The sequence below is a fragment of the Streptococcus sp. 4094 genome, assembly GCF_013277125.1.
GTDB lineage: Bacteria > Bacillota > Bacilli > Lactobacillales > Streptococcaceae > Streptococcus.
The window spans coordinates 1-17,127 of record NZ_VMMI01000045.1 but is presented as its reverse complement, the minus strand read 5'-3'; the positions used below and the strand labels follow the sequence as shown (position 1 = coordinate 17,127).

Below are 17,127 nucleotides of genomic sequence, written 5' to 3'. Positions count from 1 at the left end.
ATGGCACGTCCAATTGGAATTTATGAAAAGGCAACCCCGACACACTTTACTTGGCTAGAACGTTTAAATTTTGCCAAGGAGTTAGGCTTTGATTTTGTAGAGATGTCTATTGATGAACGTGACGAGCGTTTAGCAAGACTGGACTGGAGCAAGGACGAGCGTTTGGAAGTTGTCAAAGCAATCTATAAAACTGGTGTTCGTATTCCTTCTATCTGTTTTTCAGGCCATCGTCGCTACCCATTGGGATCAAATGATCCAGTTATAGAGGAAAAATCTCTAGAACTCATGAAAAAATGTATTGAATTAGCCCAAGACTTGGGAGTTCGTACTATTCAATTAGCTGGTTACGACGTTTATTATGAGGAAAAGTCACCCCAGACACGCCAACGTTTTATCAAAAATTTGAGAAAAGCTTGTGACTGGGCTGAAGAGGCTCAGGTGGTACTTGCTATTGAAATTATGGATGATCCTTTCATCAATAGCATCGAAAAATACTTGGCTGTAGAAAAAGAGATTGACTCTCCCTACCTCTTTGTATACCCAGATATTGGTAATGTATCTGCATGGCATAATGATGTCTACAGTGAATTTTATCTTGGGCATCATGCCATCGCAGCTCTCCATCTCAAGGATACTTATGCAGTGACAGAAAGTTCAAAGGGCCAGTTCCGAGATGTAACTTTTGGGCAAGGTTGTGTCAAATGGGAAGAAGCTTTCGATATTTTAAAACAAACCAATTATAATGGACCTTTCCTAATCGAAATGTGGTCTGAAAATTGTGAAACTGTAGAAGAAACACGCGCAGCCATTCAAGAGGCGCAAGCTTTTCTCTATCCACTAATTAAGAAAGCAGGTTTGATGTAAGATGAATCAAGTAATAAACGATATGCGTAAACGAGTCTGTAATGCCAATCAATCATTACCAAAACATGGACTTGTCAAATTTACCTGGGGGAATGTATCTGAAGTCGATCGGGAACTCGGTGTCATTGTTATCAAACCATCAGGTGTGGATTATGACGAATTGACACCTGAAAACATGGTGGTGACGGACTTGGATGGCCAAGTTCTAGAAGGAGATTTAAGACCATCTTCTGATCTTCCAACTCATGTGCAGTTATATAAGGCTTGGTCAGAAATTGGTAGTGTAGTCCACACTCATTCGACAGAAGCTGTTGGTTGGGCTCAGGCAGGTCGTGATATTCCTTTCTACGGAACAACCCATGCAGACTATTTCTACGGTTCAATCCCTTGCGCCCGTAGTTTGACCAAGGACGAAGTAGAAGTGGCCTATGAAAAAGATACTGGCCTGGTTATCGTAGAAGAGTTTGAACGTCGCGGACTTAACCCGGTTGAAGTACCAGGAATTGTTGTACGCAATCACGGTCCATTCACCTGGGGCAAAAATCCAGAGAATGCTGTTTATCACTCTGTCGTACTAGAGGAAGTATCAAAGATGAATCGCTTTACAGAACAAATCAATCCAAGAGTTGAACCTGCTCCCCAGTACATTCTAGAAAAGCACTACCAACGTAAGCATGGACCAAATGCTTATTACGGTCAAAAGAAATAAGAAATTGAATTGAAAAGAGGCTAGGACCTTTCGATCCAAGCCTCGCTTTTGTAATTGTAAGTATTCGTTATTAAGAGACTACTGTTGATAATTGAAATGCGTTAGTGAATGTGATACTATTATAAAGTTGTTTTCAAGGCAGTTGATTGATAGAGGAGTATGAAATATGGTACTGGATAAGGCAAGTTGTGATTTGCTTCAATATTTGATGGATCAAGAAACGTCCAAAACGATTATGGCGATTTCAAAAGATTTGAAAGAGTCAAGAAGGAAAATTTATTATCACATTGACAAAATCAATGCTGCTTTGGGTGACGAGGCGCTTCATATCATTAGTATTCCACGAATTGGTATTCACTTAACGGAAGAGCAGAGAGATGCTTGTTGTGAACTATTATCGGAAGTAGATTCGTACGATTATATCATGAGTGCGCATGAACGTATGATGATAATGTTACTATGGATAGGTATTTCTAAAGAACGTATTACGATTGAAAAATTGATGGAGTTAACAGAGGTGTCTAGGAATACTGTTCTCAATGATTTGAATAGTATTCGTTATCAACTAACTTTGGAACAATATCAGGTGACCTTGCAAGTGAGCAAGTCACAGGGATACCATCTTCATGCCCACCCCCTTAATAAAATTCAGTATCTTCAATCGCTTCTATATCATATTTTTATGGAAGAAAATGCCACTTTTGTATCTATTTTAGAAGATAAGATGAAAGAGAGGTTAGATGGTGAGTGTTTGCTTTCTGTTGAAATGAACCAATTTTTTAAGGAACAGGTTCCTTTAGTTGAACAAGATTTAGGGAAGAAAATAAATCATCATGAAGTAACTTTTATGTTGCAGGTTCTACCTTATTTGCTGTTAAGCTGTCATAATGTTGAACAGTATCAAGAAAGACATCAGGATATAGAGAAAGAATTTTCTTTGATAAGAAAAAGAATAGAGTATCAGGTGTCTAAGAAATTAGGAGAGCGGTTGTTTCAAAAGTTTGAAATTTCTTTGTCAGAACTTGAAGTTTCTCTTGTAGCTGTTCTTCTCCTCTCCTATCGTAAAGATTTGGATATTCATGCAGAAAGTGATGATTTTCGGCAATTAAAACTTGCTTTAGAAGAATTTATCTGGTATTTTGAATCACAAATTCGAATGGAGATTGAGAACAAGGATGATTTGTTACGAAATTTGATGATCCACTGTAAAGCCTTGTTATTTAGAAAGACGTACGGTATTTTTTCTAAAAATCCTCTAACAAAACAAATTCGATCCAAGTATGGAGAATTATTTTTAGTCACTAGAAAATCTGCGGAAATTTTAGAAGGAGCATGGTTTATTCGGCTAACAGACGATGATATTGCCTATTTGACGATTCATATTGGAGGATTTTTAAAGTATACACCATCGTCTCAAAAAAATATGAAAAAAGTTTATCTCGTTTGTGATGAAGGTGTTGCGGTTTCGAGACTTTTGCTGAAACAATGCAAACTTTATTTTCCAAATGAGCAAATTGGCACTGTATTTACAACAGAACAATTTAAGAGTGTGGAAGATATTGCACAAGTTGATGTAGTGATTACTACTAATGATGATTTGGATAGCAGATTTCCGATTTTAAGGGTTAATCCTATCCTTGAAGCAGAAGATATTTTGAAAATGCTAGACTATCTTAAACACAATATATTTCGTAATGAGAGCAAAAGTTTCAGTGAAAATCTTTCTAGTCTTATTTCGTCTTATATTGTAGACAGCAAGTTGGCTAGTAAGTTCCAAGAAGAGGTTCAAACACTTATAAATCAAGAAATAGTAGTTCAAGCTTTTTTGGAAGATATTTGAAGGACAGTCCAATGATGAACACAAACCTGTGTTTTTCTTGGTCTTTTTTAGTGTTTTGAAGGGTGGTATACTAATCTCAAAGATAACAATTATATCCAAAGGAGGCAACATATGCCAAATGTCAAAGAAATTACAAGAGAGTCATGGATTTTAGCTACTTTCCCAGAGTGGGGAACATGGTTGAACGAAGAAATCGAAGAAGAAGTCGTACCTGAAGGCAATTTTGCCATGTGGTGGCTAGGCAACTGTGGTACTTGGATTAAGACACCAGGTGGTGCTAACGTTGTCATGGACCTTTGGTCAAACCGTGGAAAATCAACCAAAAAAGTGAAAGATATGGTTCGTGGGCACCAAATGGCAAATATGGCAGGTGTTCGTAAGTTGCAACCAAACTTGCGTGTTCAGCCAATGGTTATCGATCCATTTGCTATCAACGAACTAGATTATTACTTAGTTTCACACTTCCATAGTGATCATATCGACCCATACACAGCTGCAGCAATTCTCAACAATCCGAAGTTAGAGCATGTTAAGTTTATCGGTCCTTACCACTGTGGACGAATCTGGGAAGGATGGGGTGTTCCAAAAGAACGTATCATCGTTGTTAAACCAGGTGACACTATCGAATTAAAAGATATGAAGATTCATGCAGTAGAATCATTTGACCGTACTTGCTTGGTAACTCTCCCAGTGAACGGTGCTGATGAGACAGGCGGTGAACTTGCTGGCTTAGCTGTTACAGATGAAGAAATGGCTCAAAAGGCTGTTAACTATATCTTTGAAACACCAGGTGGAACCATCTATCATGGTGCAGATTCTCACTTCTCAAACTATTTTGCAAAACATGGTAAAGACTTTAAAATTGATGTTGCTTTGAATAACTATGGTGAAAATCCGGTAGGTATCCAAGATAAAATGACATCTATCGACCTTCTTCGTATGGCAGAAAATCTGCGTACCAAAGTCATTATCCCAGTTCACTATGATATCTGGTCTAACTTCATGGCTTCTACTAATGAGATTCTAGAACTTTGGAAAATGAGAAAAGATCGCTTGCAATACGATTTCCATCCATTTATCTGGGAAGTTGGCGGTAAGTACACTTATCCTCAAGATCAACACTTAGTAGAATACCATCATCCACGTGGTTTTGATGATTGTTTTGAACAAGACTCTAACATTCAATTTAAAGCTTTGCTATAATATAAAAATATTCTTTGGAGGTTATCCGTATGTTGCATGATACGGATAATTTTCATATAATAGTAAAATAGAATGTGTGATTCAATAATCACCTCAAATAGAAAGGAAATTCTATGTCAAATCTATCTGTTAATGCAATTCGTTTCCTAGGTATTGACGCTATCAACAAAGCCAACTCAGGTCACCCAGGTGTGGTTATGGGAGCAGCTCCGATGGCTTACAGCCTCTTTACAAAACAACTTCGTATCAATCCAGCTCAACCAAACTGGATTAACCGCGACCGTTTTATTCTTTCAGCTGGTCATGGTTCAATGCTTCTATATGCCCTTCTTCACCTTTCTGGTTTTGAAGATGTCAGCATGGATGAGATCAAGAGCTTCCGCCAATGGGGTTCAAAAACACCAGGTCATCCAGAATTTGGCCATACAGCAGGGATTGATGCTACGACAGGTCCTCTAGGGCAAGGGATTTCAACTGCTACTGGTTTTGCCCAAGCAGAACGTTTTTTGGCAGCCAAATATAACCGTGAAGGCTACAATATCTTTGACCACTATACTTACGTTATCTGTGGAGACGGAGACTTGATGGAAGGTGTCTCAAGTGAGGCGGCTTCATACGCAGGTTTGCAAAAACTGGATAAGTTGGTTGTTCTTTATGACTCAAATGACATCAACTTGGATGGTGAGACAAAAGATTCCTTTACAGAAAGCGTTCGTGACCGTTACAATGCCTATGGTTGGCATACTGCCTTGGTTGAAGATGGAACAGACTTGGAAGCAATCCATGCTGCTATCGAAACAGCTAAAGCTTCAGGCAAGCCATCTTTGATTGAAGTGAAGACGGTTATTGGATACGGTTCTCCAAATAAACAAGGAACTAATGCCGTACATGGTGCTCCTCTTGGAGCAGATGAAACTGCAGCTACTCGTCAAGCTCTCGGTTGGGACTATGAACCATTTGAAATTCCAGAACAAGTTTATGCTGATTTCAAAGAACATGTTGCAGATCGTGGTGCATCAGCTTATCAAACTTGGACTAAATTAGTTGCTGATTATAAAGAAGCTCACCCAGAATTGGCTGCAGAAGTAGAAGCTATCATCGATGGACGTGATCCAGTTGAAGTGACTCCAGCAGACTTCCCAGCTTTAGAAAATGGTTTCTCTCAAGCAACTCGTAATTCAAGTCAAGATGCCTTGAATGTTGTGGCGGCTAAATTACCAACCTTCCTAGGTGGATCAGCTGACCTAGCTCACTCAAACATGACTTATATCAAGACTGACGGACTTCAAGACGATGCTCATCGCTTGAACCGTAACATTCAGTTTGGTGTTCGTGAATTTGCAATGGGAACGATCTTGAACGGGATGGCTCTTCACGGTGGACTTCGTGTATACGGTGGAACTTTCTTCGTCTTCTCTGACTATGTGAAGGCAGCTGTCCGCTTGTCAGCCTTGCAAGGACTTCCTGTGACTTATGTCTTTACTCACGATTCAATCGCAGTCGGGGAAGACGGTCCAACGCACGAACCAGTTGAGCATTTAGCAGGTCTTCGTGCCATGCCAAATCTGAATGTTTTCCGTCCAGCAGATGCGCGTGAAACTCAAGCAGCTTGGTACCTTGCAGTGACAAGTGAGAAAACACCAACTGCCCTTGTCTTGACACGTCAAAACTTGACTGTTGAAGAGGGAACAGATTTTGACAAGGTTGCAAAAGGTGCCTATGTTGTCTATGAAAATGCAGCAGACTTTGATACAATCTTGATTGCGACAGGTTCAGAGGTCAATCTTGCTGTCTCAGCTGCCAAAGAATTGGCTAGTCAAGGTGAAAAAGTCCGCGTAGTCAGCATGCCATCTACAGATGTCTTTGATAAACAAGATGCAGCATACAAGGAAGAAATTCTTCCAAATGCAGTTCGCCGTCGTGTTGCAGTCGAAATGGGTGCAACTCAAAACTGGTACAAATATGTTGGACTAGATGGTGCTGTTCTTGGTATTGATACCTTCGGAGCCTCTGCCCCAGCACCAAAAGTATTGGCAGAATATGGCTTTACTGTCGAAAATCTTGTAAAAGTCGTTCAAAACTTGAAATAATTCTAAAAATCAGGGCGCAAGCTCTGGTTTTTTCTTACTAGAAAAGTAAGGTACAATCTTGTAAAAGTAACTGAAATTTGATATAGTAGTCCTATGTAAAAGACAAAGGAGAATATAATGGAATCACAATATACATTTTTAATCATTCTTGTGGCTATGGTTGGCTTGATGTTCTTTACGCAACGTTCTCAAAAGAAACAAGCGCAAAAACGTATGGAAAGTTTAAACAAACTCCAAAAAGGCTATGAAGTGATTACAATCGGTGGACTTTATGGAACAGTCGATGAAGTAGATACTGAGAAGAGAACAATTGTTCTTGATGTAGATGGAGTTTACTTGACTTTTGAACTAGCTGCTATCAAGACCGTATTACCACTTAAAGAAACAGCTTCACTCGAAGGTGCAATTGAAAAATAAGACGGGATTACTAACTCCCGTTTTTCTATAGAAGAAAGGAAATGGGATGAAAAAACTAGTCTTTGTCTGTCTGGGAAATATTTTCCGTAGCCCTATGGCTGAGTTTGTTATGAAATCAATGACAGATAACTACGAAATCCAAAGTCGAGCGACTTCCTCTTGGGAACATGGGAATCCGATTCATAAGGGCACTCAAGGGATTTTTCAACAGTATCAGATTCCGTATGAAAAAGGCAAAACATCGCTTCATATTAGTAAGGAAGATTTTGAAGACTTTGATTATATTATCGGAATGGATGCTTCAAATGTTTCTGACTTACGTCAGATGTGTCCAGCAGACTGTCAAGATAAGATTCACTTATTTGCATCTGAAAGTGTTCCAGATCCTTGGTATACAGGAGATTTTGAAGCGACTTATCGGCGTGTTCAAGAGGGATGCCAAGTTTGGCTAGAACGTTTAGAAAAGGAGAGTGAAGATGGAAAATCTTAAGAATTTTTACAACAAGTATCGTGTCTATCTGACTCGTCCACGTTTAGAGCTTTTAGCAGTAGTTGCCATTATTTTTTGTGCTCTACTCGTCTTTTTTCTAAATATTCCCGGAAAAGGTGTTCTAAAGCTTGATAATGGAACGATTGTTTACGACGGCAGTCTTGTCCGTGGTAAAATGAATGGCCAAGGTACCATTACCTTCCAAAATGGAGACCAATATACAGGTGGCTTCAACAATGGAGCCTTCAACGGAAAAGGTACCTTTCAATCTAAAGAAGGCTGGGCCTACGAAGGTGATTTTGTAAATGGTCAGGCTGAAGGAAAAGGAAAACTAACAACAGAACAAGAAGTCGTGTATGAAGGGACTTTTAAACAAGGCGTTTTTCAACAAAAATAAAGCCTCCTTATCAAAGGAGGTATTGTTAAAACCAAATAAGTAAGCGCTTACCTGTAAATCCCTTTCTTTCCAAGCTCCTCTTCCAAGCAAGTTTGTGAAATAAAAAAATATTTGAAATAAATTTCACAAACTTTAAAGAAAAAGCTTGCTAAGAAAAGAAACTAGCAAACATTTCACAAGGTGCTAAAAATTCTTTGTGAAATGTTTATGAAACTGTTTACAAAGTTGAAATAATGCGTTATAATAAACTTGTGAAAAAATTAACAAAGGATTTAATCCTTGAAAGCTATGGAGGAAAATATGGCTGATAAAAAAACTGTGACACCAGAGGAAAAGAAACTCGCTGCTGAAAAGCATGTCGATGGCTTGGTGCAAAAAGCTCTAGTTGCCCTTGAAGAAATGCGTAAGTTGGACCAAGAGCAAGTTGACTACATCGTAGCGAAAGCGTCAGTGGCAGCTTTGGATGCCCACGGAGAATTGGCTTTACATGCCTTTGAAGAAACAGGACGTGGTGTATTTGAAGATAAAGCAACTAAGAACTTGTTTGCTTGTGAACATGTAGTAAACAACATGCGCCACACTAAAACAGTTGGTGTTATTGAAGAAGACGATGTAACAGGTTTGACTCTTATTGCTGAACCGGTCGGTGTTGTTTGTGGTATCACTCCTACAACAAACCCAACATCAACAGCAATCTTCAAATCATTGATTTCATTGAAGACGCGTAATCCAATCGTTTTTGCCTTCCACCCATCAGCTCAAGAATCATCAGCTCACGCAGCTCAAATCGTTCGTGATGCTGCGATTAAAGCAGGAGCGCCTGAAAACTGCGTACAGTGGATCACTGAACCATCTATGGAAGCAACTAGTGCCCTTATGAACCACGAAGGTGTTGCGACAATCCTTGCAACAGGTGGTAATGCTATGGTTAAAGCCGCATACTCATGTGGTAAACCAGCTCTTGGGGTAGGTGCTGGAAACGTTCCAGCTTATGTTGAAAAATCAGCAAACATTCGTCAAGCAGCACACGATATCGTCATGTCTAAATCATTTGATAACGGTATGGTCTGTGCCTCAGAGCAAGCGGTTATCATTGATAAAGAAATTTACGATGAATTTGTAGCAGAGTTCAAATCTTACCACACTTACTTTGTAAACAAAAAAGAAAAAGCTCTTCTTGAAGAATTCTGCTTTGGCGTGAAAGCAAATAGCAAAAACTGTGCTGGTGCAAAATTGAACGCTGATATCGTTGGTAAACCGGCAACATGGATTGCAGAACAAGCAGGATTTACAGTTCCAGAAGGAACAAACATTCTTGCTGCTGAATGTAAAGAAGTTGGTGAAAATGAGCCATTGACTCGTGAAAAATTGTCACCAGTTATCGCAGTTTTGAAATCTGAAAGCCGTGAAGATGGTATTACTAAGGCTCGTCAAATGGTCGAATTTAACGGTCTGGGACACTCAGCAGCTATCCACACAGCTGACGAAGAATTGACTAAAGAATTTGGTAAAGCTGTTAAAGCTATTCGTGTTATCTGTAACTCACCTTCTACTTTCGGTGGTATCGGGGACGTTTACAATGCCTTCTTGCCATCATTGACACTTGGATGTGGTTCTTACGGACGCAACTCAGTTGGGGATAACGTTAGTGCCATTAACCTCTTGAACATCAAAAAAGTCGGAAGACGGAGAAATAACATGCAATGGATGAAACTTCCTTCAAAAACATACTTTGAACGTGATTCAATTCAATACCTTCAAAAATGTCGTGACGTTGAACGTGTCATGATCGTTACTGACCATGCCATGGTAGAGCTTGGTTTCCTTGATCGTATCATCGAACAACTTGATCTTCGTCGCAATAAGGTTGTTTACCAAATCTTTGCTGATGTGGAACCAGATCCAGATATCACAACTGTAAATCGTGGTACTGAGATTATGCGTGCCTTCAAACCAGATACAATTGTCGCTCTCGGTGGTGGATCTCCAATGGATGCTGCTAAAGTAATGTGGCTCTTCTATGAACAACCAGAAGTGGACTTCCGTGACCTTGTTCAAAAATTCATGGATATCCGTAAACGTGCCTTCAAGTTCCCATTGCTTGGTAAGAAGACTAAATTCATCGCGATTCCAACTACATCTGGTACAGGATCTGAAGTAACACCATTTGCCGTTATCTCTGATAAAGCAAATAACCGTAAATACCCAATCGCCGACTACTCATTGACACCAACTGTGGCAATCGTAGACCCTGCTTTGGTATTGACAGTTCCTGGATTTGTTGCTGCGGATACTGGTATGGACGTATTGACTCACGCGACTGAAGCTTACGTATCACAAATGGCTAGCGACTACACTGACGGTCTTGCACTTCAAGCCATCAAACTTGTATTCGAAAACCTTGAAAGCTCAGTTAAGAATGCAGACTTCCACTCACGTGAGAAAATGCATAACGCTTCAACAATCGCTGGTATGGCCTTTGCTAATGCCTTCCTAGGTATTTCTCACTCAATGGCCCATAAGATTGGTGCGCAATTCCACACAATCCACGGTCGTACGAATGCTATCTTGCTTCCATATGTCATTCGCTACAACGGTACACGTCCAGCTAAGACAGCAACATGGCCTAAGTACAACTACTACCGTGCAGATGAAAAATACCAAGATATCGCACGCATGCTTGGCCTTCCAGCTTCTACACCAGAAGAAGGTGTGGAATCTTACGCAAAAGCTGTCTATGAACTTGGTGAGCGCGTAGGTATCCAAATGAACTTCAAAGCACAAGGAATCGATGAAAAAAAATGGAAAGAACATTCTCGTGAATTGGCCTTCCTTGCTTATGAAGATCAATGTTCACCAGCTAACCCACGTCTTCCAATGGTTGACCACATGCAAGAAATCATCGAAGATTCTTACTATGGTTACAAAGAAAGACCAGGACGCCGTAAATAATTGTTATCAGCCTAGAGGCAGGAATTTCCTGTCTCTTTTTTGTGAAATTGGAGTATCGAAAATAAATTTTAGATTTCTGTTTTCGTTTTTTATCTGAAAAGAAAAGTGGGAAATGACTATGCAGACAAGGAAAGACAGCAGTATAGGCTTTTAGAAAAGAAAGAAAAATAAGTGAGGTGTAGACAAAAAACAACGCCCGTACTTGCAATTAAACTTAAATAGTTATATAATAGGTTTGTTGAAAGGTGATTTGTAGTGATTCAAGTTACTCTTTTCACAATAAAAATTTCATGATTTTCATAAGGAGGAAATCACTAATGGTAGTTAAAGTTGGTATTAACGGTTTCGGACGTATCGGTCGTCTTGCTTTCCGTCGTATCCAAAACGTAGAAGGTGTTGAAGTTACTCGTATCAACGACCTTACAGATCCAGTTATGCTTGCACACTTGTTGAAATACGACACAACTCAAGGTCGTTTCGACGGTACTGTTGAAGTTAGAGAAGGTGGATTTGAAGTTAACGGTAAATTCATCAAAGTTTCTGCTGAACGTGATCCAGAACAAATCGACTGGGCTAACGACGGTGTAGAAATCGTTCTTGAAGCTACTGGTTTCTTTGCTAAGAAAGCAGCTGCTGAAAAACACTTGCACGCTGGTGGAGCTAAAAAAGTTGTTATCACTGCTCCTGGTGGAAACGACGTTAAAACAGTTGTATTCAACACTAACCACGACGTTCTTGACGGTACTGAAACAGTTATCTCAGGTGCTTCATGTACTACAAACTGCTTGGCTCCAATGGCTAAAGCTCTTCAAGACAACTTTGGTGTTGTTGAAGGATTGATGACTACTATCCACGCTTACACTGGTGACCAAATGATCCTTGACGGACCACACCGTGGTGGTGACCTTCGCCGTGCTCGCGCTGGTGCTGCAAACATCGTTCCTAACTCAACTGGTGCTGCAAAAGCTATCGGTCTTGTAATCCCAGAATTGAACGGTAAACTTGACGGATCTGCACAACGCGTTCCAACTCCAACTGGATCAGTTACTGAATTGGTAGCTGTTCTTGAAAAGAACGTTACTGTTGATGAAGTGAACGCAGCTATGAAAGCAGCTTCAAACGAATCATACGGTTACACAGAAGATCCAATCGTATCTTCAGATATCGTAGGTATGTCTTACGGTTCATTGTTTGACGCAACTCAAACTAAAGTTCTTGACGTTGACGGTAAACAATTGGTTAAAGTTGTATCATGGTACGACAACGAAATGTCATACACTGCACAACTTGTTCGTACTCTTGAATACTTCGCAAAAATCGCTAAATAATTCATGAGTCGATAAAAAGCAAGGCCTTTGGTCTTGCTTTTCTTATATGGAAAAATGGATGACACAATCATCCATTCTTTTTTAATTCTTTTTCAAAAGTATCTGATAGGGTAGTGAAGCTTAATTTCTCTAGAGTAAGCGGATGGGTAAAGGACAGTCGAAAGGCGTGGAGCATAAGCCGACTCGTCTTTGATTTACTATTATAAAGAGGGTCGCCTAAAATAGGGAAGTTATGATGCGAAAGGTGCACACGAATTTGATGGGTTCGCCCTGTCTTTAGTTTGCAACGAACCAAGGAAGTTTTGTTTGGGAATTGCTTTAATCTGCTTACATGTGTTTCAGCATATTGCCCATTTTTTGTATCAACTACTCGTTTTCTGCGGTCATGGCGATCACGTCCGATTTTGTCCCTGAAAACAAGCTCTTTGCTGCTGATATTTCCATCAACTAGTGCCCAGTATTCCCTAGAAATCTCTTTTTTCTCCAGTAAGCGATTGAGAATAGGCAGGATAAAAGGATTTTTGGCAAAGAGAACCAAACCACTGGTTTCCATGTCCAGACGATGAACGACATAGCAGGTTTGGCCAACATAGGCACTGACATGGTTAAGAAGGGCGATTTCGTTTGGCTGATTACCATGCGTTTTCATCCCCTCGGGTTTGTTTACAATAATCAAGTGTTGATCTTGATAAACTTCCTGAATGAGGTTTGGGTTGCCCCAAGGAATTTCCTTTTTGGGATAATCTTCCTCGTCAAAAGTTAACTGGCAAATATCTCCAGGATTCACCACCTCGTTCCAGCGAACTTCTTCTTGGTTTATCAAAATATGTTTCTTGACTCTCAAAAAATGACGGATTTTTCTAGGGATAAGGAGTTGTTCCTCCAGTAATTGCTTTACCGTCATTTGAGGTAGAGAGGCGGGTAATGTAAATGTGAATTGCATACAGATATTGTAACAAAAAAAGCCCTATTTTGATAGGAAATAGCTAAATTCTTGTCTTCCTATGACGAAGATGATAAAATAAACGCATGAAATTAGATAAATTATTTGAGAAATTTCTTTCTCTTTTTAAAAAAGAAACAAGTGAACTAGAGGACTCTGATTCTACTAGCTTACGTCGCTCTCGTAGTGATCGAAAAAAATTAGCCCAAGTGGGTCCGATTCGAAAATTCTGGCGTCGCTATCATCTAACAAAGATTGTCCTTATACTAGGTTTGAGTGCAGGCTTGCTAGTTGGAACCTATTTGTTTGCTGTAGCTAAGTCAACCAATGTTAACGATTTGCAAAACGCCTTGAAAACTCGGACTATCATTTTTGACCGTGAAGAAAAAGAGGCTGGTGCCTTGTCTGGTCAAAAGGGAACCTACGTTGAGCTGACTGACATCAGTAAAAATTTGCAGAATGCTGTTATTGCGACAGAAGACCGTTCTTTCTATAAAAACGACGGGATTAACTATGGTCGTTTCTTCTTGGCTATTGTCACTGCTGGACGTTCAGGTGGTGGTTCTACCATTACGCAACAACTGGCTAAAAATGCCTATTTGTCACAGGATCAAACTGTTGAGAGAAAAGCGAAAGAATTTTTCCTTGCCTTAGAATTAACAAAAAAATATAGTAAGGATCAAATTCTAACCATGTACCTTAACAACGCTTATTTTGGAAATGGTGTGTGGGGTGTAGAAGATGCGAGTAAGAAATACTTTGGAGTTTCTGCGTCAGAAGTGAGTTTGGATCAAGCTGCGACTCTGGCAGGGATGCTGAAGGGGCCGGAATTGTATAATCCCTTGAATTCTGTAGAGGATTCTACCAATCGTCGCGATACTGTCTTGCAAAATATGGTTGCGGCGGGATATATTGATAAAAACCAAGAAAGCGAAGCTGCAGAAGTTGATATGACTTCGCAATTGCACGATAAGTATGAAGGAAAAATCTCAGATTACCGCTATCCTTCTTACTTTGATGCGGTGGTTAACGAAGCCGTTTCCAAGTATAATTTAACAGAGGAAGAGATTGTCAATAATGGCTACCGCATTCACACAGAGCTGGACCAAAACTACCAAGCAAATATGCAGGTTGTCTATGAAAATACAGCGCTATTTCCGAGGGCAGAGGATGGAACATTTGCTCAATCAGGAAGTGTAGCTCTTGAACCGAAAACAGGGGGAGTTCGTGGGGTTGTCGGTCAAGTTGCTGACAATGATAAAACTGGATTCCGGAATTTCAACTATGCAACCCAATCGAAACGTAGCCCTGGTTCTACAATTAAGCCTTTAGTTGTTTATACGCCAGCAGTTGAGGCAGGTTGGGCTTTGAATAAGCTCTTGGATAACCATACCATGCAGTACGACAGCTATAAGGTTGATAACTATGCAGGAATCAAAACGAGTCGAGAAGTCCCCATGTATCAAGCCTTGGCAGAATCGCTTAATCTACCTGCTGTTGCTACTGTTAATGATTTGGGCCTTGATAAGGCTTTTGAGGCAGGCGAAAAATTTGGACTCAACATGGAAAAGGTAGACCGTGTTCTTGGTGTCGCTTTAGGAAGCGGTGTTGAAACCAACCCACTTCAAATGGCTCAAGCATATGCTGTTTTTGCCAATGAAGGTTTAATGCCGGAAGCACATTTTATTAGTAGAATTGAAAATGCTAGCGGACAGGTTATTGCAAGCCATAAAAATTCACAAAAACGAGTGATTGATAAAGCTGTAGCTGACAAGATGACTAGTATGATGTTGGGGACATTCACCAATGGTACCGGTATTAGTTCATCGCCTGCAGACTATGTCATGGCAGGAAAAACTGGTACAACTGAAGCAGTTTTCAATCCGGAGTACACAAGTGACCAGTGGGTAATTGGTTATACTCCAGATGTAGTGATTAGCCACTGGCTTGGTTTTCCGACCACTGATGAAAATCACTATCTAGCTGGCTCTACTTCAAACGGTGCAGCTCATGTCTTTAGAAACATTGCCAATACCATTTTACCTTATACGCCAGGAAGTACCTTTACAGTTGAAAATGCTTATAAGCAAAATGGAATTGCACCAGCTAACACAAAAAGACAAGTACAAACCAATGATAATAGCCAGACAGATGATAATTTGTCTGATATTAGAGGACGTGCGCAAAGTCTAGTAGATGAGGCTAGCCGGGCTATCTCAGATGCGAAGATTAAGGAAAAGGCTCAAACAATATGGGATTCGGTAGTCAATCTATTTCGCTAAGATGCTTGTCAAAGCCTAGCTTTCTTGTTATAATAGATAAGATGGAGGCGTTATGGCACTAAAAAAAGCAAGTCTAGCTTGTGCGGTTTGTGGTTCGAGAAACTATTCAATCAAGATTAGTGGAAACCCCAAGCCTACACGACTAGAAGTAAATAAATTTTGTAAGCATTGTGGCAAGTACACTACACACAGAGAAACGAGATAGGAGAGAGCGATGCGTTTTATTGGAGATATTTTTAGACTTCTTAAAGACACAACATGGCCAACTCGCAAGGAAAGCTGGAGAGATTTTCGTTCTATCATGGAATACACAGCTTTCTTTGTAGTAATTATTTACATTTTTGACCAGTTGATTGTTTCAGGTTTGATTCGATTTATTAACATTTTTTAGAAGATTAGTGGAGTTAATTACACTAGAAATCTTCTATTTATGAAAGGAAATATCATGGATAGTTTTGATAAAGGGTGGTTTGTTTTACAAACTTATTCTGGTTATGAAAATAAGGTAAAAGAAAATTTATTACAACGTGCACAAACCTACAATATGTTGGATAATATTTTACGCGTTGAAATTCCAACGCAAACAGTGCAAGTTGAAAAAAATGGAAAGAGAAAAGAAGTAGAAGAAAATCGATTTCCAGGTTATGTTCTTGTAGAAATGGTCATGACAGATGAAGCTTGGTTTGTTGTGCGAAACACACCAAACGTTACAGGATTTGTCGGATCGCACGGGAACAGATCAAAACCAACTCCATTATTGGAACAAGAAATTCGTGACATTTTGGTATCTATGGGACAAACTGTCCAAGAATTTGATTTCGATGTTGAGGTTGGTCAAACCGTACGTATTATTGATGGTGCTTTTGCAGACTACACTGGTAAGATTACAGAAATTGATAATAACAAAGTAAAAATGATTATCTCTATGTTTGGTAATGACACAGTTGCAGAAGTAAACCTAAACCAAATCGCAGAATTATAACCCAAAGAGAGGCAAGACCTCTCTTTTTTGTGCAGTTGAGACGGTGTAGAGAACAGAATGGATGAAATGTGCCAAAAGTGTTTCTGAATCTGTTAGACTGTACACAGAAAGGGGAACATTATGATTAAAGAATTATATGAAGAAGTCCAAGGAATTGTATATAAGTGTAGAAATGAATATTACCTTCATTTATGGGAATTGTCGGACTGGGATCAAGAGGGAATGATTTGCTTACATGAATTGATCAGTAGAGAAGAAGGGCTTGTAGAAGATATCCCTCGTTTAAGGAAATATTTCAAAACCAGGTTTCGAAATCGAATTTTAGACTATATCCGTAAACAAGAGAGCCACAAACGAAGATATAATAAAGAACCTTATGAAGAAGTGGGTGAGATAAGTCATCGTATAAGTGAGGGCGGTCTGTGGCTAGATGATTATTATCTCTTTCATGAAACACTAAGAGATTATAGAAACAAACAAACTAAAGAGCAACAAGAAGAACTAGAACGCGTCTTAAGCAATGAACGATTTCGAGGGCGTCAAAGAGTATTAAGAGACTTACGTATTGTGTTTAAAGAGTTTGACATCCGTACCCACTAGGAAGTCATGCAAAAAAGTAAAAAAATTTTA

Annotated in this window: 16 protein-coding genes; 15 read left to right on the top strand and 1 reads right to left on the bottom strand. The window is 39.6% G+C overall.

Annotated features, from left to right (window positions below):
* The 10 genes from HT721_RS09425 to gap all read left to right on the top strand — a co-directional run bounded on the left by HT721_RS09425 (position 1) and on the right by gap (position 12,290).
* Positions 1-864 (top strand): L-ribulose-5-phosphate 3-epimerase, encoded by an 864-nt coding sequence (locus HT721_RS09425; RefSeq protein ID WP_000113589.1) that lies wholly within the window; start codon positions 1-3, stop codon positions 862-864.
* 1 nt (position 865) lies between these two features.
* On the top strand, positions 866-1,573 hold the full coding sequence (locus HT721_RS09420) for an L-ribulose-5-phosphate 4-epimerase (RefSeq protein ID WP_173229660.1): 708 nt from the start codon (positions 866-868) through the stop codon (positions 1,571-1,573).
* A gap of 166 nt (positions 1,574-1,739) precedes the next feature.
* Positions 1,740-3,413 carry a transcription antiterminator gene (locus HT721_RS09415; RefSeq protein WP_000242091.1) on the top strand — a complete coding sequence of 558 codons (1,674 nt, stop codon included), beginning with the start codon at positions 1,740-1,742 and terminating at the stop codon, positions 3,411-3,413.
* A 111-nt stretch (positions 3,414-3,524) separates the two neighbouring features.
* Positions 3,525-4,616 (top strand): L-ascorbate 6-phosphate lactonase, encoded by a 1,092-nt coding sequence (ulaG, locus tag HT721_RS09410; RefSeq protein WP_001134226.1) that lies wholly within the window; start codon positions 3,525-3,527, stop codon positions 4,614-4,616.
* Positions 4,617-4,729: 113 nt separating this feature from the next.
* Entirely contained in the window at positions 4,730-6,706 is a 1,977-nt protein-coding gene (gene tkt / locus HT721_RS09405) for a transketolase (protein ID WP_173229658.1), read from the top strand.
* 117 nt (positions 6,707-6,823) lie between these two features.
* Positions 6,824-7,123, top strand: coding sequence for a preprotein translocase subunit YajC (gene yajC / locus HT721_RS09400; RefSeq protein WP_000445811.1), 300 nt, complete (start codon positions 6,824-6,826; stop codon positions 7,121-7,123).
* Between the two features lie 46 nt (positions 7,124-7,169).
* Entirely contained in the window at positions 7,170-7,613 is a 444-nt protein-coding gene (locus HT721_RS09395) for a low molecular weight protein-tyrosine-phosphatase (protein WP_173229656.1), read from the top strand.
* A complete protein-coding gene (locus tag HT721_RS09390; protein WP_153193860.1) occupies positions 7,600-8,010 on the top strand; it encodes an MORN repeat-containing protein in 411 nt (136 codons plus the stop codon). Before HT721_RS09395 ends, HT721_RS09390 begins: the two co-directional genes overlap by 14 nt.
* A 300-nt stretch (positions 8,011-8,310) precedes the next feature.
* Positions 8,311-10,962, top strand: a complete 2,652-nt coding sequence (gene adhE, locus HT721_RS09385; RefSeq protein ID WP_173229654.1) for a bifunctional acetaldehyde-CoA/alcohol dehydrogenase — start codon at positions 8,311-8,313, stop codon at positions 10,960-10,962.
* Positions 10,963-11,279: 317 nt separating this feature from the next.
* Positions 11,280-12,290, top strand: coding sequence for a type I glyceraldehyde-3-phosphate dehydrogenase (gene gap / locus HT721_RS09380; RefSeq protein ID WP_000260687.1), 1,011 nt, complete (start codon positions 11,280-11,282; stop codon positions 12,288-12,290).
* Positions 12,291-12,357: 67 nt separating this feature from the next.
* Here the strand turns inward: gap and HT721_RS09375 are convergent, their stop codons facing one another.
* A complete protein-coding gene (locus tag HT721_RS09375; protein ID WP_345890560.1) occupies positions 12,358-13,233 on the bottom strand; it encodes an RluA family pseudouridine synthase in 876 nt (291 codons plus the stop codon).
* A gap of 86 nt (positions 13,234-13,319) precedes the next feature.
* Between HT721_RS09375 and pbp2a the strand changes: the two genes are divergently transcribed.
* From pbp2a to HT721_RS09350, 5 genes are all read left to right on the top strand, one after another.
* Entirely contained in the window at positions 13,320-15,515 is a 2,196-nt protein-coding gene (gene pbp2a / locus HT721_RS09370) for a penicillin-binding protein PBP2A (RefSeq protein ID WP_173229652.1), read from the top strand.
* A 52-nt stretch (positions 15,516-15,567) separates the two neighbouring features.
* Entirely contained in the window at positions 15,568-15,720 is a 153-nt protein-coding gene (gene rpmG, locus HT721_RS09365; protein WP_001809375.1) for a 50S ribosomal protein L33, read from the top strand.
* 9 nt (positions 15,721-15,729) lie between these two features.
* Positions 15,730-15,906, top strand: a complete 177-nt coding sequence (secE, locus tag HT721_RS09360; RefSeq protein ID WP_001210991.1) for a preprotein translocase subunit SecE — start codon at positions 15,730-15,732, stop codon at positions 15,904-15,906.
* A 54-nt stretch (positions 15,907-15,960) separates the two neighbouring features.
* Positions 15,961-16,497: a transcription termination/antitermination protein NusG gene (nusG, locus tag HT721_RS09355; RefSeq protein WP_000376739.1), complete on the top strand. Its 537-nt coding sequence runs from the start codon at positions 15,961-15,963 to the stop codon at positions 16,495-16,497.
* Between the two features lie 120 nt (positions 16,498-16,617).
* Positions 16,618-17,097, top strand: a complete 480-nt coding sequence (locus tag HT721_RS09350; protein WP_173229650.1) for a sigma-70 family RNA polymerase sigma factor — start codon at positions 16,618-16,620, stop codon at positions 17,095-17,097.
* Positions 17,098-17,127 lie beyond the last annotated feature (30 nt).